We start from the raw sequence: 19,546 nt of genomic DNA, 5'->3' as shown, positions 1-19,546 counted from the left end.
CGGCTGCGCCGCGATCCACCCTCTCCCGCGTAGGGGAGAGGGGAAATCAGCCCACCGCCCGGGCAATCGCGAGGAAATCGGCCGCCTTGAGGCTGGCGCCGCCCACCAGCGCGCCGTCCACATCGGCGGTGGCGAGCAAAGCGGCCGCGTTGTCGGGCTTCACCGAGCCGCCATAGAGGATGCGGATGCCGTTCGCCTCGGCGCCGAAGCGCTCGCCGAGAATGTGGCGGATGGCGCCGTGCACCTCGGCCACATCGTCGGTGGTGGGGGTGCGGCCGGTGCCGATGGCCCAGATGGGCTCGTACGCGACAACAAGGTTCACCGCCGTCGCCCCGTCCGGCACCGACTGCCGCACCTGCCGCGTCACCACCGCAGCGGCTTCCCCGGCATCACGCTCCACCAGCGTCTCGCCCACGCAGACCACCGGGAGCAGCCCGGCCCGCCACGCCGCCTTCACCTTGGCCTTGACGATGGCATCACCCTCCTGGTGGTCGATGCGCCGCTCGGAATGGCCGAGAATCACCGCCACCGCGCCGGCGTCGCGCAGCATCTCGGCGGAGATGTCGCCGGTATGGGCGCCGCTCTCGGCCGGGTGGCAGTCCTGCCCGCCGATCATCAGCTGGGTGCCCGCGACGTCGGCGGCGAAGGCGCCGATGAGGGTGAAGGGCGGGCAGATCATGGTTTCCGCCGAAAGACCGGCAAGGCCGGCCGCCACGGTCCGCAACTCGGACTTGGCCGCCCGCAGGCCGTTCATCTTCCAGTTGCCTGCGATCAGGGGGCGGCGTTCGGCCGTCATAGCGGTTCCTCCGGGTTTTGCAGCAGCAGCAAGGCTCGCGTAGGGGCCTCACGTACCAGAGCGGCGCGCCCGCTGGAAAGGGGTGCGACCATGCGCCGTTGCGAGGCCCCCTCCCCCTCCCTATGATGCGCCGCTTCCGCGCCGGGGCCCCCGGCGCTCTTCGAACGAATGAACGATGGTCCTTCAGACACTCCGCAAGGGCGCCTCCGGCTGGATCGCCAAGATTTTCCTCGTCGTGCTCACCCTCAGCTTCGTGGTCTGGGGCATCGCCGACGTGTTCCGCGGCATGGGCGCGTCATCTGTCGCGAGCGTCGGCGGCACCGAGATTTCGGCGCAGGTGTTCCGCCAGCAGTATCTCGACCAACTCCAGCGGATCAGCCGGCAGGCCGGCCGTGCCATCACGCCCGAGCAGGCGCGCGCCTTCGGGCTCGACCGGCAGGTGCTGAACCAGATGATCGCCGACGCGACGCTGGACGCCGAGGCCGCCCGCCTCTCGCTTGCCGTGTCCGACGCGCAGATCGCCCGCGAGATCGCGGAAAACCCGAACTTCCGCGCCCCCGGCGCCAAGGCGTTCGACCCCGGCTATTTCCAGCAGATTCTGCGCTCCAACGGCCTGACGGAGCAGCGCTTCGTCGCCAGCGAGAAGCAGCGCCAGGTGCGTGACCAGCTGCTGCAATCGCTCGGCGCCGGCGTCTCGGTGCCGCAGGTGCTGCTGGAGGCGGTCAACCGCTTCGAGGGCGAGACCCGTACCGCCTCCTATATCCGCGTGACCCCGGCCGCCGCCGGTACCCTGCCCGCGCCCACCGAGGAGGCGCTGCGCGCCTATTTCGATGCGCACAAGCTGGCGTTCCGCGCCCCCGAATACCGCAAGATCAGCGTGCTCGCGCTGACGCCCGCGACCCTTTCCGCCGGCATCACCGTGACCGACGCGGACGCCAAGGCCGACTACGACCGCACCATCGCCCGCTTCGGCAAGCCGGAGACGCGCGAGGTGCAGCAGATCGTCTTCACCAGCGCCGCCGATGCGGCGGCCGCGGAAGAGAAGATCAAGGCCGGCGCGACCTTCGCCGACATTGCCACGGCGCGCGGTCTGACGCCGAAGGACACCGACCTCGGCCTCGTCGCCAAGTCCGCCATCCTCGATCCGAAGATCGCCGATGCCGCCTTCTCCCTCGCGGACGGCGCGGTGAGCGGCCCGGTGGAAGGGCGCTTCGGCACGGCGCTGGTGCATGTCACCAAGATCGTGCCCGGCGCCTACCAGCCGTTCGAGCTGGTGAAGCCGCAGATCGTCTCCGAGCTGCAGCTGGACAAGGCCAAGCGCATCATCCTCGACATGCACGACAAGGTGGAGGACGAGCGCGCCTCCGGCGCCACCCTCCAGGAAGCCGCGCAGAAGCTGGGCCTCAAGGTCCAGAGCTTCGACGTGGACCGTTCCGGCCACGACACGGCGGGCGCTTCGGTGGACGTGCCCGGCGGAGCGGACGTGATCTCCGGCGCCTTCGCCGCCCAGCCGGGCGTCGAGACCGACACGGTGCAGCTGCCCCAGGGCGGCGGCTTCGTGTGGTACGAGACCGCCGCCATCACCCCCGCCCGCGACCGCACCTTCGAGGAGGCCAAGGACGCCGTGACTGCCCGCTACACCGAGGCGGAGACGGAAAAGGCGGTGGAAGCCAAGGCCAAGGAGCTGATGGACAAGGCGAAGGCCGGAACGCCCCTCGCCCAGGTCTCCGCCGAGGCGGACATTCCGCTCCAGATCGCCGAGGGCCTGCACCGCGGCCGCGCGGAAGGCCCGTTCAGCGCCGAGAGCGTCACCTCCGTGTTCGACGTGAAGGAGGGCGGCTTCGGCATCGCCCTCGGCGCGCCCGAGCCGGACCGCATCGTGTTCCAGGTGACGAAGGTGGAGGTGCCGCAGCAGATGCCCGACACCAGCCGCGTCAGCCAGGAGCTGTCGCGCCAGCTGGAGAATGACGTGCTGGTCCAATACCTCGCCGCCATCCAGAAGGAGCTGGGCGTGAAGATCAACGAGCGCCTGTTCGCCCAGGCGGTCGGCACCAACCCGGCGAACTGAAGGCCGGCGCCCGTGAACGCACCCACCGACTTCGACCTCTTCGCCTCGCGCTACCTCAGGGGCGAGGCGCAGGTGGTCTCGACCACCCTCGTCGCCGATCTTGAGACGCCGGTCTCGGCCTTCCTCAAGCTCGCCGGCGACCAGCCCAACGCCTTCCTGCTCGAATCCGTCGAGGGCGGGCAGGCACGCGGGCGCTATTCCATGATCGGGATGAAGCCCGACCTCATCTTCCGGGCCTCCGGCGATGTCGCCGAGATCAACCGGACGCCGGATGCCGACAAGGGCGCCTTCGTGCCCTGCGCCGAGCCGCCGCTGAAGGCCCTGCGCACCCTTCTGGCCGAATCCGCCATCGAGCTGCCAGAGGGCGCCCCGCCCATGGCGGCGGGCGTGTTCGGCTATCTCGGCTACGACATGGTGCGGCAGATGGAGAAGCTTGGCCCGGCCAAGCCCGATCCCATCGGCGTGCCCGAGGCGCTGCTCATCCGCCCCACCATCATGGTGGTGTTCGACGCGGTGAAGGACGAACTGACCGCCGTCACCCCCGTACGGGCGAAGGAGGGTGTCTCCCCCCGCGCAGCGTGGGAAGCGGCGATCGAGCGCCTTGACCAGGTGGTGGCGGACCTCGACCGCGCCATCGCCCACCCGGCGCCCGATCCGTTCCACGGCGAGGTCTCGCAGGCCTCCAACACCAGCGCAGCTGAATTCTGCGCCATGGTGGAGAAGGCGAAGGATTACATCCGCGCCGGCGACATCTTCCAGGTGGTGCTGTCCCAGCGCTTCGAGAGCGCGTTCACCCTGCCGCCCTTCGCCCTCTACCGGGCGCTCCGGCGGGTGAACCCGGCGCCGTTCCTCGTCTATCTCAACTTCGACGGTTTCTCGGTGGTGTGCTCCTCGCCGGAAATCCTCGTGCGGGTGCGCGACGGGAAGGTCACGATCCGCCCCATCGCCGGCACCCGCAAGCGCGGCGCCACCCATGCCGAGGACGAGGCGCTGGCGCAGGAACTGCTCGCCGATCCCAAGGAGCGGGCCGAACACCTGATGCTGCTGGACCTCGGCCGCAACGACGCCGGCCGCGTCTCGCGCGTCGGCACGGTGAAGGTGACGGACTCGTTCTTCATCGAGCGCTACAGCCAGGTCATGCACATCGTCTCCAACGTGGAAGGCGCCATCGACACGCGCTTCGACGCGGTGGACGCTCTGGCCGCTGGCTTTCCCGCCGGCACGGTCTCCGGCGCGCCCAAGGTGCGGGCCATGGAGATCATCGACGAGCTGGAGAAGGACAAGCGCGGCATCTATGCCGGCGCCATCGGCTATTTCGGCGCCAATGGCGAGATGGACACCTGCATCGTGCTGCGCACGGCGGTTGTGAAGGACGGGCGCATGTTCGTCCAGGCCGGCGCCGGCATCGTCTACGACTCGGTGCCCGAGAGCGAGCACCAGGAGTGCGTGAACAAGGCCAAGGCCCTGTTCCGCGCCGGCGAGGAAGCCGTCCGCTTCGCCGCCCGCGCCGGCAAGGGGCAGTGAGGGGATGGAGATGGGGATGACACGCCGCGAGCGATGGTGAAGCGGGAGCAGCCTCGCGCCCCGGACGCATGCAGCGTCAGCGGAATGCGAGCCGGGGCCCAGCGCAAGGAGGCCGCCGCATGCGCTTCCTGATCCAGCGCTCTCCGGCATCGCCCGCTTCGCGGTTGTCCCTGCGCTGGACCCCGGATCGGCGCTCCAGCTCCGCTGGAGCTTGTCCGGGGAACCGCTTCGCGGCGCATCACCATTGACCGCCCGTCATTCCTCGCCTTAACACCCGCCATTCCCGCACAGCGCGGCGCGGGGCCGGAGTTCCAGATGTCCGCCACACAGGTTTCGGCCAATCCCTCCCCGAAGGTCACGCTGATCGATAATTACGACAGCTTCACCTACAACCTCGTCCATTATCTCGGCGAGCTCGGCGCCACCGTCACCGTCCACCGCAACGACACGGTGAGCGTGGAGGACGTGCTGGCCGAGAAGCCGGACGCCATCGTGCTGTCGCCCGGCCCCTGCACGCCCAACGAGGCCGGCATCTGCCTCGATCTCATCGCCAAGGCGGGGGACAAGGTGCCGCTGTTCGGCGTCTGCCTCGGCCATCAGGCCATCGGGCAGGTGTTCGGCGGCGACGTGGTGCGCGCGCCCTCCCCCATGCACGGCAAGATGAGCGAGATCCTGCACGAGGGCAAAAGCGTCTTCCGGGGCCTCAACCATTCCTTCCAGGCCACGCGCTATCATTCCCTGATCGTCGAGCGGGACACCCTGCCGGACGCGCTGGAGGTGACGGCCCACACCGAAGACGGCCTCATCATGGGCCTCGCCCACAAGAGCCTGCCCATCCACGGCGTGCAGTTCCACCCCGAGAGCATCGCCTCGGAGAACGGGCACGCGCTGATCCGCAATTTTCTCGAGATCGCCGCCGCCTTCAACGCTGAGAAGGCCAAGGGCTGAGACGGGGGCGAGGACACACCATGGACCAGTTCAAACCCCTGCTCGGCAAGGTGGCCACCGGCGCGAGCCTCAGCCGCGACGAGGCCGCCTTCGTGTTCGACCGCATGATGTCCGGCGAGGCGACGCCCTCCCAGATGGGCGCGCTGCTCATGGGCCTGCGCGTGCGCGGCGAGACGGTGGAGGAGATCGCTGGCGCGGTCTCCGTCATGCGCGCCAAGATGCTCACCGTGGAAGCCCCGGACGAGGCGGTGGACGTGGTGGGCACCGGCGGCGACGCCTCCGGCTCCTACAACATCTCCACCTGTGCCAGCTTCATCGTGGCCGGCGCGGGCGTGCCGGTGGCGAAGCACGGCAACCGGGCGCTTTCCTCCAAGTCCGGCGCGGCGGATGTGCTCGCGGCGCTCGGCGTGCGGCTCGATCTTGATCCGGCCGGCATCTCCCGCTGCATCGGCGAGGCCGGCATCGGCTTCATGTTCGCCCCCTCCCACCATCCGGCGATGAAGCATGTGGGCCCGACACGGGTGGAGATGGGCACGCGCACCATCTTCAACCTGCTCGGCCCGCTCTCCAATCCGGCCGGGGTGAAGCGGCAGATGGTGGGCGTGTTCGCGAAATCCTGGATCGTGCCCCTGGCCGAGGTGCTGAAGGCGCTAGGCTCGGAGAAGGCGTTCGTGGTCCACGGCTCGGACGGGCTGGACGAGATCACCATCTCCGGCGGCACCGACATCGCCGTGCTGGAAGACGGCCGCATCCACACCTTCACCCTCAACCCGGAGGATGTGGGCCTCGCCCGCGCCCCGGCCGAGGCGCTGAAGGGGGGCGATGCCGCCCACAATGCCGAAGCCCTGCGCGCCGTGCTGGACGGTGCCCCCGGCGCCTATCGCGACGTGGCGGTGCTGAACGCTGCCGCCGCCCTCGTGGTGGCCGGCCGCGCCAAGGACCTGACCGCCGGCGTCGGCATGGCGCAGACCAGCCTCGACACCGGCTCCGCCCGCGCGCGGCTCGAACGGCTCGTCACCCTTTCCGCCTCACTCGCCCCGGAGGCCGCGCAATGAGCGACATTCTCACCAAGATCGAGGCCTACAAGCGCGAGGAAATCGCCGCCGCCAAGAAGGCCCGGCCGCTCAACGAGATCGAGGCCGCCGCCCGCTGCGCGCCCCGCGTGCGCCCCTTCGCTGGCGCCATCGAGCAGAGCCTGTCCGAAGGCCGCACCGCGCTCATCGCCGAGATCAAGAAGGCGAGCCCCTCCAAGGGCCTGATCCGAGCGGATTTCGACCCGCCCTCCCTCGCCCGCGCCTACCAGCGCGGCGGCGCCACCTGCCTCTCGGTACTCACGGACACCCCCTCCTTCCAGGGCGCGCCGGATTATCTGAAGGCCGCCCGCACGGCGGTGAGCCTGCCCGTGCTGCGCAAGGATTTCATGTACGACACCTATCAGGTGGCGGAAGCCCGCGCCTGGGGGACGGACTGCATCCTCATCATCATGGCCGGGGTGGACGACGCCCTCGCCCGCGACCTCGCCGACGCCGCGGCGGCGCACGGCATGGATGCCATCGTGGAGGTGCATGACGACGCCGAGCTGGACCGCGCCCTCGCGCTGCCCTGCCGGCTCATCGGCATCAACAACCGCAACCTGCGCACCTTCGAGACCACGCTGGAGACCTGCGAGCGCCTCGCCCCGCGCGTGCCGAAGGACCGCATCGTCATCGGCGAAAGCGGCATCTTCACCCCGCAGGACGTGGCCCGGCTGGCGCAGGTTGGCATCGGCACCATCCTCGTGGGCGAGAGCCTGATGCGGCAGGAGGATGTCGCGTCCGCCACGTGCCAGCTGTTGGCCACATAGGCCTCGCCACCTCGGCTTGCCGTATACGTGAAGTTACTCTTTAATACGTGAGGTGGCCCGCAAGAGGCCGCACGCAAGGGAGGAGCTTCATGAAGACGTTTGCGATTGCCGGCCTCGCCGCCCTTCTCGCCACGCCTGTTTTCGCCGCGGACCCGACCGGCCTGTGGCTGACTCCCACCCGCAGCGGGCAGGTGGAAATCTCCAAGTGCGGCGCGGGCCTGTGCGGCCGCCTCGTTTCCTCTGAGGGTCTGAAGGCCGATCCGGCGCTGAAGGACGTGAACAATTCCAACGCCTCGCTGCGCGGCCGGGCGCTGAAGGGCCTCACCATCCTCACCGGCTTCTCCGGCGGCCCGCAGGAATGGACCGGCGGCAGCATCTACAATGCCGAGGACGGCAAGACTTATTCCGGCACCATCACCATGGATGGCGACAACACGCTGAAGCTGCGCGGCTGCGTGGTCGTCCCGCTCTGCAAGACGCAGGTGTGGACCCGCCTGCGCTGACCTGAACCCAGCCCGGCAACACTGCCTTTCCGCCGCATTGCTCCTGCGGCGGTGGACAGGCGCCGCCGCGGACGCCATCTTCCCCCCGACATCGAATCCGGGAAGACCGCGACGGCCATGGCCAGCCTGACCCATCTCGACGAACAGGGCGCCGCCCGCATGGTGGACGTGTCCGACAAGGACGCGACCACCCGCGAGGCGCTGGCCGAGGGGCAGGTGGTGATGGCGCGCGAGACGCTGGACCTCATCCTCTCCGGCAACGCCAAGAAGGGCGACGTGCTGGGCGTGGCGCGCATCGCCGGCATCATGGCCGCCAAGCGCACCCATGAGCTGATTCCCCTCTGCCATCCGCTGATGCTGACCAAGGTGGAGGTGGAGGTTTCCCCCGATCCCGCTCTGCCCGGCCTCCACGTCACGGCCCGCGCCAAGGTGACGGGCCAGACCGGCGTGGAGATGGAGGCGCTCACCGCCGTCTCCGTGGCCTGCCTCACCATCTACGACATGGCCAAGGCCGCCGACCGTGGCATGCGGATTGAAGGCATCCGCCTGCTGGAAAAATCCGGCGGCCGCAGCGGCCACTTCCGCGCCACCGACGCGGCCTGAGCCGGCCCGCCACCATGACAAGACCTGCGTTCAGGCAGAGTGAGGGAGCCGCGCCATGGCGCTCATGACCGTCGAGGAGGCCACCGCGCTCATCACGTCCGGCGTGTCTGCGCTCGGTGTGGAGGATGTGCCGGTGCAGGCCGCGGCCGGCCGTGTGCTGGCGCGCGATCTGGCGGCCCGCCGCACCCAGCCGCCGGCGGACATGTCGGCCATGGACGGCTACGCCGTGCGCGGCACCGATATCGCGCAGACGCCCGCCCGCCTCGCCGTCATCGGCGAATCCGCCGCCGGACGACCCTTCGCGGGCACGGTGGGCGCCGGGCAGGCCGTGCGCATCTTCACCGGCGCCGTGGTGCCGGAAGGTACCGACACGGTGGTGATCCAGGAGAACGTCTCCCGCGAGGGCGACACCATCACCACCACGGCCCCGACCGCCGCGCTCCGCAACGTCCGCAAGCGCGGCTGCGATTTTTCCGCCGACGCGCCCGGCCTCTTCGCGGGCCGGCGGCTGACCGGCCGTGACATCATGCTGGCCGCCGCCATGGACCATGCGACCGTGCCGGTCGCCCGCCGCCCGCGCGTCGCGCTGCTCCAGACCGGGGACGAACTGGTGCTGCCGGGCCAGGGCACCGGCAACGACAGCGAAATCGTCGTCTCCAACGCCTTCGGCCTCGCGGAACTCGCCCGCCGCGCCGGCGCCGATGTGACCGACCTCGGCCTCATCAAGGACGACCTCGCCGCCATCCGTGCCGTGGTGTCGCGGGCGCTCTCCGGCGAGTTCGATCTCGTCGTCTCCTCCGGTGGCGCTTCGGTGGGCGATCATGACCTGATGGCCCCGGCGCTGAAGGCGGAAGGGGTCGATCTCTCGGTCCACAAGATCGCGCTCAGGCCCGGCAAGCCGCTCATGTTCGGCCATCGCGGCACCGTGCGGGTGCTGGGGCTGCCGGGCAACCCGGTATCGTCCCACGTCTGCGGGATGGTCTACCTCGTCCCCCTCATCCGCGCCCTGCAGGGCGATTCCCGCCCCGGACCCGAGACCGTGCCGGCGCGCCTCGCGGCCGACCTGCCGCCCAACGACGTGCGGCGCGATTTCATGCGCGCGACCCTCGAGCGCCGGGCGGATGGCTCGATCCACGCCATCCCCTGCGCCTCGCAGGACAGCGCCATGCTGAGCATTCTTTCCGCCGCCGACTGCCTTCTGGTGCGCCCGCCTTTCGCCCCGGCGGGCCGCGTCGGAGACCCCTGCGAGATTATTCCCTTCGCGGATTGAGCCCTTAACGGAGCCTTCACCACTTGCGGAACACAAAAGGAACAGATAAAGACTGTTCATGATTTGTTTCGCGGCGCACCGGGCTGGATGCGCCTTGAATCGGGACCGGCCGAGAGCGCCTGTTCCGCGGCGGTGCGTGCAAGGAACGGGGCCAGGGAATGCTCACTCGGAAGCAATATGACCTTCTGCGCTTCATCCATGAGCGGCTGAAGGAAACCGGTGTTCCCCCCTCCTTCGACGAAATGAAGGAAGCGCTGGACCTGCGCTCCAAGTCCGGCATCCATCGTCTCATCACCGCGCTGGAAGAGCGCGGCTTCATCCGCCGCCTGCCCAATCGCGCCCGCGCGCTGGAGGTGGTCCGCCTGCCCGACAGCGTGGCGCCGGGGCTCGCCTCCGCCCGGTCCGCAGGGCGGGGCTTCTCGCCCTCGGTCATCGAGGGCAGCCTCGGCAAGGTCCGCCCCGTGGCGGAGGATGACGAGGCGGGACAGGTGGTCTCGGTGCCGGTCATGGGCCGCATCGCCGCCGGCTCGCCCATCTCCGCCATTCAGAGCCGCAGCCATACGCTGAACATCCCGCCCGAAATGCTGGGCTCCGGCGAGCATTTCGCCCTCGAGGTGCGCGGCGACAGCATGATCGAGGCCGGCATCCTCGACGGCGACACGGTGCTGATCCGCAAGTGCGATTCCGCCGACACCGGCGACATCATCGTCGCGCTGGTGGACGACGAGGAAGCCACCCTCAAGCGCCTGCGCAAGAAGGGCGCCTCCATCGCGCTGGAGGCCGCCAATCCGGCCTACGAGACCCGGATCTTCGGTCCCGACCGCGTGCGCATCCAGGGCCGCCTGATCGGCCTCATGCGCCGCTACTGATCCTTATTTCTCCCGCGGGAGATCCGGAACGGGGTGAGGGGCGCGGTGGTCCACGCTCAACGGGCGCCTGCGCTTTTTTGAAGGCGTTGCCCCTCACCCCGACGCCTTGTGGTTGTCGCATCAGGGAGCGGTGGCGTCGGTCTGCGGATCGCCTGCATCGACCGCCCCCCGCTCCGGTGCGAGGTCCGGCGGCAGCGGTGCCATCCACGGCCGGGACACCGAGGGGCTGCGGCTTCGCTCGGCCACGAGGGCACCATCGCGCAGGGTGAAGGCGAGCGTTCCGGTCCGCGCGAGTTTTTCCGGCGTCAGAACCTCGGCCGGGCAGGCGCGAGGCGGGGCATCGCGGGTCACGACCATGCGGGCGTTGAGGCAGTCCGCCTCCAGGCTCTCGGCGCGCCGGGAGACGGCGATGGTTCCGCCGCCGGGCAGCGGCGCGGTGCAGCCGAGCGGGTCGCACAGGAAGGCGGAGGCGAGGTCCTTGGTGCCGGCCGTCCGGCGGTCGCCCTCCCGCGTCAGCCATTGCTCCACCACCAGCTTCTGGCCCGAGGCGCCGAGCACGGAAAGCCGTCCATCCGGCATCCGCACCGCCACCGTCTGCGCATCGGGCGCGATGAGGAGGTCCGGTTTCAGCGGCGTTCCCGCCACCAGCGCGGCAAGGCCGAGGGGCACCAGCGCCGCGAGGGTCAGAACGCCCCGCAGCAGGCAAAGGGCCAGCAGGGCGAGGGACAGCCAGAGCAGCGTTCCGGCACCGACGAAGGCGGCGCGGATGTCGGCGCCCGGCAGGGTCCCCACCCAGTCGGACACCGCCGTCATGATCTCGATGCCCCGCCCCATCACCGGCCAGGCCAGATGATCCCAGCCGAACGGCATCAGCAGCACGCCCGCAAGCCCCGCCGGCATCACCAGGAAGGAGACGGCCGGCATCGCCGCGAGATTGGCGAGCAGGCCGTAGGGCGCCACCCGCTGGAAGTGGAAGATGCCATACGGCGCCGTCGCCAACCCCGCCACCAGCGAAGTCAGCGCCGTGCCGGCCACCAGCACGGCCACCCAGGAGACTACGGCTCCGGCGATGCCATCCGGCCGGGGGATCGCCCGCAAAGGCTGGAGCCGTTCATAGGCGGCGACGAGGGCGAGGGTGGCGGCGAACGACATCTGCGTGCCCGGGTCCAGCGCCGCCTCCGGCGTCAGCGCCAGCACCACCACCGCCGCGACACCCACCGAGCGCAGCGACAAAGACGGCCGCCCCACCAGCACGCCGGCCAGCACCAGCCCCGTCATCACGAAGGAGCGCTGCGCCGGCACGTCGTTGCCCGACAGCACCAGATAGAAGGCGCTGCCCGACAGCGCGATCAGCGCCGCCATGGACTTGATGGGCCACGACAAAGCCAGCCCCGGCACCAGCGCCAGCAGGCCCCGCGCCAGCGCGAACAGGGTGCCGGCGACCAGCGCCATGTGCAGGCCGGAGATGGAGAGGATATGCGAGAGGCCGGACACCCGCATGCTCTCCTCCACCGCGCGCGGAATGCCGGAGCGATCGCCGGCCACCAGCGCCACCGCCACCTCCGCCGGCACGCCGGAAAGCGAGGCGCGGATGCGGTCCGACAGGCTCTGGCGCACCCCGTCGAGCGCCATGGCGAGGCGCACGGACAAAGGCGGATCGCGCGGCGCCGCCGCCTTGGGCCGGCCGAGCCCGTAGCCAATGGCGCCGATGCCCTGAAACCACGGCGTGCGGCCGAAATCATGGGCGCCCGGCATGGCCGGGCCGGAGGGCGGCAGCAATTGCGCCAGCTGGGTTACATGGCTCCCCACCGGCGGCGCCCACCCCTTGCGGAGCGAGAGGCGCACCAACGCCGGCGCGTTTTTCAGCCCCCGCACGGCGTCGCCGTCGAGCCGCAGCAGGATGCGGTCGCCGGTGGTCCGCCGCTCCACCCGCTCGATGAAGCCGGACAGGCGCACCGGGGTCTTGGGCGGCACCACCATCTCGTGGGCGATGAACGCGGTGCGCACCCCGCCGGCCGCGAAGCCGGCCATGGTGGCGAGGAGCACCGCGGCGGCCCCGAACATCACCGGCCGCGCCCGAGCGCCCCAGGCCGCGGCCGCGAACAGGGCCACGAGCACGAGGCTCGCGGTGAGCGAAGGTTCGGTGGAGGCGCCGAAATAGAGCAGGATGCCGGCGGTGAAGGCGGCCGGCAGCCACAGGATCAGCCGGCCGGACGCCGCCTCGGCCGTAACATCATGGGCGATGCGGGCCTTCAGCGCGTCGGCGAGGCGTGAAAGCCCACGCGCGGAGAACACCGGGAGCGCGCCCGCAGCTCCCCGTCCCCCTGCCCGCGCGCCGCCTGAAGCCCGCTCGTCCATCCCCGTCCGCCGGGGGCCGGGCCGGGTCGCGCCCGTCCCCGCCCCATGTTCCTTGTGCCCCGCCTCTATGCTACACGGGCGCCTCCCGCGCGCCATGTGGTTCGGTTTGCGTTCCGCAGGGCTGCGCACGCGTGTCTTCCGTCCAAGCGGACCCCATCCCGCCGAGCCCCGCCCGATGTCGCAGATCGTCACCCGCTTCGCCCCCTCGCCCACCGGCTTCCTGCATATCGGCGGGGCGCGCACGGCGCTGTTCAACTGGCTCTATGCCCGCCACACCGGCGGCAAGATGCTGCTGCGCATCGAGGACACAGACCGCCAGCGCTCCACCAAGGAGGCCATCGACGCCATCATCGAGGGGCTCTCCTGGCTCGGCATCGACTGGGAGGGCGAGCCCATCTACCAGTTCGCCCGCGCCGAGCGGCATCAGGCCGCGGTGGCGGAGATGCTGGCGAAGGGCAACGCCTATCGCTGCTACGCCACGCCCCAGGAGCTGGACGAGATGCGCGAGCTGGCCCGCAAGGAGGGCCGCCCGCCGCGCTATGACGGCCGCTGGCGCGACCGCGACCCCTCCGAGGCGCCGGCTGACCGCGCGCCCGTCATCCGCCTGCGCGCCCCGCAGGAAGGCGAAACGGTGATCGACGACATGGTGCAGGGCACCGTGACCTTCCCCAACAAGGACCTCGACGACCTCGTGCTGCTGCGGTCCGACGGCACGCCCACCTACATGCTGGCGGTGGTGGTGGACGACCACGACATGGGCGTCACCCACATCATCCGCGGCGACGACCACCTCACCAACGCCGCCCGCCAGACGCAGATCTATCGCGCGCTCGGCTGGGACGTGCCGCGCATGGCGCACATCCCGCTCATCCACGGGCCGGATGGCGCCAAGCTCTCCAAGCGCCACGGGGCGCTGGGCGTCGATGCCTATCGCGACATGGGCTATCTGCCGGCGGCGCTGCGCAACTATCTCGTGCGCCTCGGCTGGAGCCATGGCGACCAGGAAGTGTTCTCCACCGACGCGATGGTCGAATTCTTCGACCTCGACAAGGTGGGCCGCTCGGCCGCGCGCTTCGATTTCACCAAGCTCGAAAGCCTCAACGGCCACTATATGCGCGCCTCCAGCGACGCGGACCTGCTCGCCGCCATCGACGCGCTGGTGCCCTACCTGCCGGACGCCGCGCACCGCCTGCCGCGCATGACGGACACCCGCCGCGCCCAGCTCGCCGCCGCCATGCCGGGGCTGAAGGAGCGGGCGAAGACGCTGGTCGAACTGCTGGACAATGCCGAGTTCATCTTCGTCGAGCGGCCGATCCCGCTGGACGAGAAGGCGACCACGCTGCTCTCGCCCGAGGCCCGCGCCCATCTCGGGCGCCTCGTGCCGCTGCTGGAAGCCGTGGACTGGAGCGCCGCCGCCACCGAGGAGGTGGTGCGCCGCTATGCCGAGGCGCAGGGCGTGAAGCTCGGCGCCGTGGCCCAGCCCCTGCGCGCCGCGCTCACCGGCAAGTCCACCTCCCCGCCGGTGTTCGATGTGCTCGCAGTGCTCGGCCGCGAGGAGAGCCTCGGCCGGCTCCGGGATCAGGCGATTTGAAGCCGGCCGCCGTCACCGTCGCACTGGATCTGAAGGGGCTGAAATGCCCCCTGCCCGCCTTGCGCACCCGCAAGGCGCTGGCGCAGGCGGCGGCGGGCACCCGGCTCGTCGTCACCTGCACGGACCCCATGGCGGTGATCGACATTCCCCACCTCGCGCACGAGACGGGCGCGGTGCTGGAAAAGCAGGAGGTCGAGACCGGCCTCCTGACCTTCGTGCTGGTGAAGCCGGCCTGAGAGAGCTTTGCACCGCGCAGGCTTTTGGTGCGTCTCGCTCAGGCGCCGCGCGGGCTTCTAGCGCGTCTCGCTCAAGCGCCGCGCAGGCTTGAACTCACGCCGTCAGCGGCAGTGCCCGCTCCACCAGCCGCACCCAATAGGACGCGCCGTAGGGAATGGCCGCGTCGGCGAAGTCGTACTGCGGATGATGCAGGCCGGCGGATGGGCCGTTGCCGATGAAGATGTAGGCGCCCGGCTTCTCCTCCAGCATGTAGGCGAAATCCTCGGCCGCCATCAGCGGCGGCGCGGCGGCGTCCACCTCGGAGGCGCCGGCCACCTCGCTCGCCACCTCGGCGGCGAAGGCCACCTGATCGGCATGGTTGCTGGTGACCGGATAGCCTTCCTTGAAGCTCACCGTGGCGGTGGCGCCATAGGCCGCCGCGACGCCTTCCGCCACCTGCCGGATGCGCTCGCGCAATTGGGCGCGCACCCCCTGGTCCAGCGTGCGGGCGGTGCCGACGAGGGTGGCCGAGGGCGGCAGCACATTGTCCGCCTCGCCCGCATGGAACATGGCGATGGAGACCACCGCCGCCTCCAGCGGGTCCACATTGCGCGAGACGATCTGCTGCAGGGCCATGACGATGGCGGCGCCGGTGAGCACCACGTCCACGCCCTGGTTGGGCCGCGCCGCATGGGCGCCGCGCCCGTCCACCACGATCTCGATATGGTCGGCCGAGGCCATGATGCCGCCCGGCCGCATGGCGAAGCGCCCCACCTCGAGCCCCGGCAGATTGTGCATGCCGTAGACCTCGCGGACGGGGAAGCGGACGAACAGCCCGTCGTCGATCATCGCCTTGGCGCCGGCCCCGCCTTCCTCCGCCGGCTGGAAGATGAGCACCGCCGTGCCGGAGAAGGCGCGGGTCTCGGCGAGGTGGCGCGCGGCGCCGAGCAGCATGGCGGTGTGGCCGTCATGGCCGCAGGCGTGCATCTTGCCGGGCGTTTGCGAGGCATAGGCGGCGCCGGTCTTTTCCAGAATGGGCAGCGCGTCCATGTCGGCGCGCAGGCCGATGAGCGGGCCATCCCCCTTCCCACGCACGATTCCCACCACGCCGGTGCGGCCGATGCCGGTGATGACCTCGTCGCAGCCGAAGGCGCGCAGCTTCTCCGCCACCGCGGCGCTGGTGCGGTCGAGGTCGTACATGAGCTCGGGGTTACGGTGGAAATCCTGCCGCCAGGCCGCGATCTCGTCGGCGCGGGCAGCGATGTGGTTGTTGACCGGCATGGCAATTCCAGAAGCAATTGAGCGGCCATGGTGCGGAACCCATCCTGCCCGGTCAATGCCCGCGACCGCGCCGCCCCCTGCCGAAATGCCGGGACATCCCGCCCGCCCGGCCTTGACCCCGCCGCCTTCGCACCCTAACCAACGCGTCAAGTGAGCCCGTAGCTCAGCCGGTAGAGCACGTGACTTTTAATCATGGGGTCTCGGGTTCGAATCCCGACGGGCTCACCACCTCACCTCGACATATTTTTATTGCTGTATTCTCAATGGGTTAGAGATGCGGCAATTTGGTTTTATGCCTTAGAAGGTGCACTAAACCTAGACCAGCTCCCGCCGATCGCGACTCAGGAGCCCAGCGCTTGAAGGGCCTCCCAAAGCTTCTGGACAAGAGGAACCGCTGCCGACACACCAATGAGCCCATCCTTGAGTGACTTCATCAGAGCTGAAATTACCGCAGGCTTCCGCCCTTCAATTACCTGTTGCGAGAGTGCCTCGATCAATTCCACCATTTTTGCCTGCTCATCCGCCGTAAGCTCGTGAGCCGCGAGAACTACCGCAGTGAGTGCTTGAATTATTTTTCCAATACCCTCGGCATCCGACCCTTGGGTCTGCGTTATGGCTGTATCTATTTTTTGGATGCTGCCGGTGTTGATGATACCGACTTGGCTGTTGGTCAAATTGAAATGGTTCAACGTAGGCGATCCTTGTATTGCGCGAGCGAGCGGCTCAATGGGTATTCGACCACCTGGAATAAGGGGCCACATCACTGCATCCATGTCGTCCAATGCCCGATTGGCCATTGCCGCGTTCATCAAAAACTCTTGCGCGTGAATCCGAGAAAGGATTCCGTAGCAGTGGAGACATAGCGCTACCCCCTCCACTTCGTAGAAGGCCGGCCTTTCGCACTGGTGGCATTTCATCAGCGTGGACCTGAGGCTTCAATTGGCTGCACACCCATAGGTAGCAGGAGTCTGGCAGCTTTGGCGATACTACGCCATCGCCCTTGTCCTCCCGGAACAGCCGCCCTCACCTCTATTGGGCGCCCACGCTGGCCGTTCTTGCCGGAATAGACGAATTCAGCCTTAGCAAACATGGCGCCAAAGTGACTTGCCGCACTTTTTCATTGTCACTGAAATTCGCTTCGCTATGCTGGCCCCATGAAGCTCGCGGAATGGCTCTCGGCAACCGGAACGAAGCGCAGCGCGTTCGCGCGGCAGGTGGGCATGTCCCCGGCCAGCGTGACGGCCCTGTGCAATGACGAGCGCGCCTGGATCTCCCGCGAGACGGCCGAAAAGATCGCCGAGGCGACGGGGCAGCAGGTGACGCCCAACGATTTCCTCGGCCTCGTCCCGCACATCCGAGGTTTGCCCGTGACCGATACCACCCAGGCCCGCGTCCAGTCCGCCATCGAAGCCATCGCGCGGGGAGAGATCATCGTCGTCACCGACGACGACGACCGCGAGAACGAAGGCGACCTCATCCTCGCCGCCTCGCTGGCGACGCCGGAGAAGATGGCCTTCGTCATCCGCAACACCTCCGGCATCGTCTGCACGCCTTTGCCCCCGTCCGAGGCGAAGCGGCTGCGGCTCGATCCCATGGTGTCGAACAACGACGCGCCCATGGGCACGGCCTTCACCGTCTCCATCGATGTGCGCCACGGCACCACCACCGGCATCTCGGCCGAGGAGCGCACCAACACCGTGCGGGCGCTGGCCAATCCCAACATGGGCGCCGGTGATTTCGTGCGGCCGGGCCATGTCTTCCCGCTGATCGCCCGCGAGGGCGGCGTCCTGATCCGCTCCGGCCATACCGAAGCGGCGGTGGATCTCTGCCGCCTCGCCGGCCTGCCGCCCATCGGCGTCATCGCCGAGCTGGTGAATGACGACGGGACGGTGCAGCGCGGGCCGCAGGTGACCGCCTTCTCCGAGAAGCACAACCTCACCCGCATCTCGGTGGCGGAGATCATCGCCTATCGCCAGGCGCGCGAGAAGCTGGTGACGCGGGCGGCGGAATTCCCGGTGCCGACCGTTGTCGGCGAGTTGCAGGGCTATTCCTACGTGACGCCCTTCGATCCGGTGAACCATCTCGCCCTCGTGAAGGGCCGCATCGGCGACGGCGAGAAGGTGCTGGTGCGCCTGCACCGGGCGGATGCCATCGCCGACGCCTTCAGCGGCGGCAAGGTGCTGCAGAAGAGCCTGGAACGCATCGAGGCCGAGGGCCGCGGCGTGCTGGTCTATCTGCGCGACGGCACCAGCGGCGTGCCGGCGGTGGCCATGGGCCAGAATTCCGAGAAGAGCACCAGCGAGCTGGAGCGCGATCGGCACTGGCGCGAGGTGGGGCTGGGCGCGCAGATCCTGCGCGATCTCGGCATCCAGTCGATCCGCCTTTTGTCCTCCAAGACCCGAACCTATGTGGGCCTCGCGGGCTTCGGCATCGAGATCCTCGGTACCGAAACGCTCGATTGATTTCGGCACGGCGGCGGCATTGCCGCCGCTAACCCGTTGCGAGGGTTAAAAAGACAATGGCGTGACGCCCGCAGCGCACGCCATTGCAACGGTTCCGCCGCAAAACGTGACAGGCCCTGAGGCGGCAAATCTCTTCTCCCCGCCGGGGAACGGTGTCAGCATTTCACGGACGTGATGCCGCACCGTTCCTTCCCCGGGAGGAAGCCGTCCATGTCCTCGCGCCGCCGCCTCTGGTCTCGTGCTTCCGGCCTGCTGGCCGCGTCTCTCCTCGCCCTCGGCCTTTTCCACACCGCGCCGGCTGAAGCCGGTGGCTCCGGCAAGCTCGCCGTGGATGTGGAACTGGTGCTTGCGGTCGATGTCTCCTACTCCATGGATGCCGACGAGCTGGCCCTGCAACGCGAGGGCTATGCCTCCGCCATCACCTCCCCCGAATTCCTCGATGCGCTGAGGCTCGGCCCCAATGGCCGGATCGCGGTGGAATATGTGGAGTGGGCCGGCGAGAACGAGCAGAAGATCGTGGTGGAGTGGCGCATCATCGACGGGCCGGACAGCGCGAAGGCGTTTTCCGATGCGGTGCGGTCCGCGCCCATCCGGCGCATCTACCGCACCTCCATCTCCGGCGCCCTGCTGTTCGCCGCCGACCAGTTTGACCTCAACGGCTTCCGGGGCCTGCGCAAGGTCATCGACGTGTCGGGCGACGGCGTGAACAATCAGGGGCCGCCCGTGGCGCTGGCGCGGGATTCGGTGGTCCGCCGGGGCATCACGGTGAACGGCCTGCCGCTGCTGATGAAGCGCTCCGCCTCGTCCGCGCTCGATATCCCCGAGCTCGATGTCTATTACGAGGATTGCGTCATCGGCGGCCCCGGCGCCTTCGTCATCCCGGTCGAGACGATGGCCGAGTTCTCCCGCGCCATCCGCACCAAATTGGTGCTGGAGGTGGCCGGCGTGGTGCAAAAGCCCGGACCGGGCCTGATCCAGCACGCCTCAGCCCAACAGCCCCGCATCTCCTGCACCATCGGCGAGAAGATCTGGATGGATCACTGGGCCAATTGAGGCATGGGCGGGATAGGCGCCCGTCTCGGCACCGCCGTCGCCCTCCGGCTCGACCGGAGGGCCCATTCCTCCGCAGGGGCAAGCCTTCGGCGGCCGGGTAAACGGCGCCATGGGTCCTCCGGCGGCGCCATGGGTCCTCCGGTCGAGCCGGAGGACGACGC

At 69.2% G+C, this 19,546-nt stretch carries 17 protein-coding genes and 1 tRNA gene; 14 read left to right on the top strand and 4 right to left on the bottom strand.

The genetic code is table 11. The annotated features are described in order from the left end of the window. Positions 1 to 46 precede the first annotated feature (46 nt). A complete protein-coding gene (gene tpiA / locus EJ105_RS07380) occupies positions 47 to 796 on the bottom strand; it encodes a triose-phosphate isomerase (protein WP_250165799.1) in 750 nt (249 codons plus the stop codon). Between the two features lie 175 nt (positions 797 to 971). On the opposite strand from tpiA, the gene EJ105_RS07375 reads away from it, so the two are divergent. The 9 genes from EJ105_RS07375 to lexA all read left to right on the top strand — a co-directional run bounded on the left by EJ105_RS07375 (position 972) and on the right by lexA (position 10,424). After that, the gene (locus EJ105_RS07375) at positions 972 to 2,864 is read left to right on the top strand and encodes a peptidylprolyl isomerase (protein ID WP_250165798.1); all 1,893 of its coding nucleotides are present in this window, start codon (positions 972 to 974) and stop codon (positions 2,862 to 2,864) included. 12 nt (positions 2,865 to 2,876) lie between these two features. After that, positions 2,877 to 4,388 (top strand): anthranilate synthase component I, encoded by a 1,512-nt coding sequence (trpE, locus tag EJ105_RS07370; protein ID WP_250165797.1) that lies wholly within the window; start codon positions 2,877 to 2,879, stop codon positions 4,386 to 4,388. 315 nt (positions 4,389 to 4,703) lie between these two features. After that, positions 4,704 to 5,336 (top strand): anthranilate synthase component II, encoded by a 633-nt coding sequence (locus EJ105_RS07365; RefSeq protein ID WP_250165796.1) that lies wholly within the window; start codon positions 4,704 to 4,706, stop codon positions 5,334 to 5,336. A 20-nt stretch (positions 5,337 to 5,356) separates the two neighbouring features. Beyond that, positions 5,357 to 6,391, top strand: a complete 1,035-nt coding sequence (gene trpD / locus EJ105_RS07360; protein ID WP_168457922.1) for an anthranilate phosphoribosyltransferase — start codon at positions 5,357 to 5,359, stop codon at positions 6,389 to 6,391. Beyond that, complete coding sequence (trpC, locus tag EJ105_RS07355; protein WP_250165795.1) at positions 6,388 to 7,179, top strand: indole-3-glycerol phosphate synthase TrpC; 792 nt, start codon at positions 6,388 to 6,390, stop codon at positions 7,177 to 7,179. Before trpD ends, trpC begins: the two co-directional genes overlap by 4 nt. A gap of 89 nt (positions 7,180 to 7,268) precedes the next feature. Next, positions 7,269 to 7,682: a DUF2147 domain-containing protein gene (locus tag EJ105_RS07350; RefSeq protein ID WP_250165794.1), complete on the top strand. Its 414-nt coding sequence runs from the start codon at positions 7,269 to 7,271 to the stop codon at positions 7,680 to 7,682. A gap of 117 nt (positions 7,683 to 7,799) precedes the next feature. Beyond that, complete coding sequence (gene moaC, locus EJ105_RS07345) at positions 7,800 to 8,285, top strand: cyclic pyranopterin monophosphate synthase MoaC (RefSeq protein WP_250165793.1); 486 nt, start codon at positions 7,800 to 7,802, stop codon at positions 8,283 to 8,285. Positions 8,286 to 8,340: 55 nt separating this feature from the next. Continuing rightward, on the top strand, positions 8,341 to 9,555 hold the full coding sequence (locus EJ105_RS07340; RefSeq protein WP_250165792.1) for a molybdopterin molybdotransferase MoeA: 1,215 nt from the start codon (positions 8,341 to 8,343) through the stop codon (positions 9,553 to 9,555). Positions 9,556 to 9,713: 158 nt separating this feature from the next. Continuing rightward, positions 9,714 to 10,424, top strand: a complete 711-nt coding sequence (gene lexA, locus EJ105_RS07335; protein WP_024278908.1) for a transcriptional repressor LexA — start codon at positions 9,714 to 9,716, stop codon at positions 10,422 to 10,424. A gap of 120 nt (positions 10,425 to 10,544) precedes the next feature. Here the strand turns inward: lexA and EJ105_RS07330 are convergent, their stop codons facing one another. Further along, positions 10,545 to 12,719, bottom strand: a complete 2,175-nt coding sequence (locus EJ105_RS07330; RefSeq protein ID WP_250165791.1) for a ComEC/Rec2 family competence protein — start codon at positions 12,717 to 12,719, stop codon at positions 10,545 to 10,547. A 238-nt stretch (positions 12,720 to 12,957) separates the two neighbouring features. On the opposite strand from EJ105_RS07330, the gene gltX reads away from it, so the two are divergent. Together gltX and EJ105_RS07320 are read left to right on the top strand one after the other, a co-directional pair. Continuing rightward, positions 12,958 to 14,373: a glutamate--tRNA ligase gene (gltX, locus tag EJ105_RS07325; RefSeq protein WP_250165790.1), complete on the top strand. Its 1,416-nt coding sequence runs from the start codon at positions 12,958 to 12,960 to the stop codon at positions 14,371 to 14,373. After that, complete coding sequence (locus EJ105_RS07320) at positions 14,370 to 14,609, top strand: sulfurtransferase TusA family protein (RefSeq protein WP_250165789.1); 240 nt, start codon at positions 14,370 to 14,372, stop codon at positions 14,607 to 14,609. Before gltX ends, EJ105_RS07320 begins: the two co-directional genes overlap by 4 nt. Before the next feature lie 94 nt (positions 14,610 to 14,703). Here EJ105_RS07320 and EJ105_RS07315 read toward each other — a convergent pair whose 3' ends face one another. Then, positions 14,704 to 15,870 carry a M20 aminoacylase family protein gene (locus tag EJ105_RS07315; protein WP_250165788.1) on the bottom strand — a complete coding sequence of 389 codons (1,167 nt, stop codon included), beginning with the start codon at positions 15,868 to 15,870 and terminating at the stop codon, positions 14,704 to 14,706. A 152-nt stretch (positions 15,871 to 16,022) separates the two neighbouring features. On the opposite strand from EJ105_RS07315, the gene EJ105_RS07310 reads away from it, so the two are divergent. After that, a tRNA-Lys gene (locus EJ105_RS07310) sits at positions 16,023 to 16,098 on the top strand. Positions 16,099 to 16,211: 113 nt separating this feature from the next. On the opposite strand, the gene EJ105_RS07305 is transcribed toward EJ105_RS07310, so the two are convergent. Next, positions 16,212 to 16,679 carry a hypothetical protein gene (locus EJ105_RS07305; RefSeq protein WP_250165787.1) on the bottom strand — a complete coding sequence of 156 codons (468 nt, stop codon included), beginning with the start codon at positions 16,677 to 16,679 and terminating at the stop codon, positions 16,212 to 16,214. 345 nt (positions 16,680 to 17,024) lie between these two features. On the opposite strand from EJ105_RS07305, the gene ribB reads away from it, so the two are divergent. Together ribB and EJ105_RS07295 are read left to right on the top strand one after the other, a co-directional pair. Continuing rightward, positions 17,025 to 18,332, top strand: coding sequence for a 3,4-dihydroxy-2-butanone-4-phosphate synthase (gene ribB / locus EJ105_RS07300; protein ID WP_250165786.1), 1,308 nt, complete (start codon positions 17,025 to 17,027; stop codon positions 18,330 to 18,332). Between the two features lie 210 nt (positions 18,333 to 18,542). Further along, positions 18,543 to 19,385, top strand: coding sequence for a DUF1194 domain-containing protein (locus EJ105_RS07295; protein WP_250165785.1), 843 nt, complete (start codon positions 18,543 to 18,545; stop codon positions 19,383 to 19,385). Positions 19,386 to 19,546: the final 161 nt, after the last annotated feature.

Source organism: Xanthobacter aminoxidans, from assembly GCF_023571765.1.
Lineage (GTDB): Bacteria > Pseudomonadota > Alphaproteobacteria > Rhizobiales > Xanthobacteraceae > Xanthobacter > Xanthobacter aminoxidans.
Note: the sequence above shows the minus strand (reverse complement) of the source record. Positions and strands in the feature narration are given on the sequence as shown.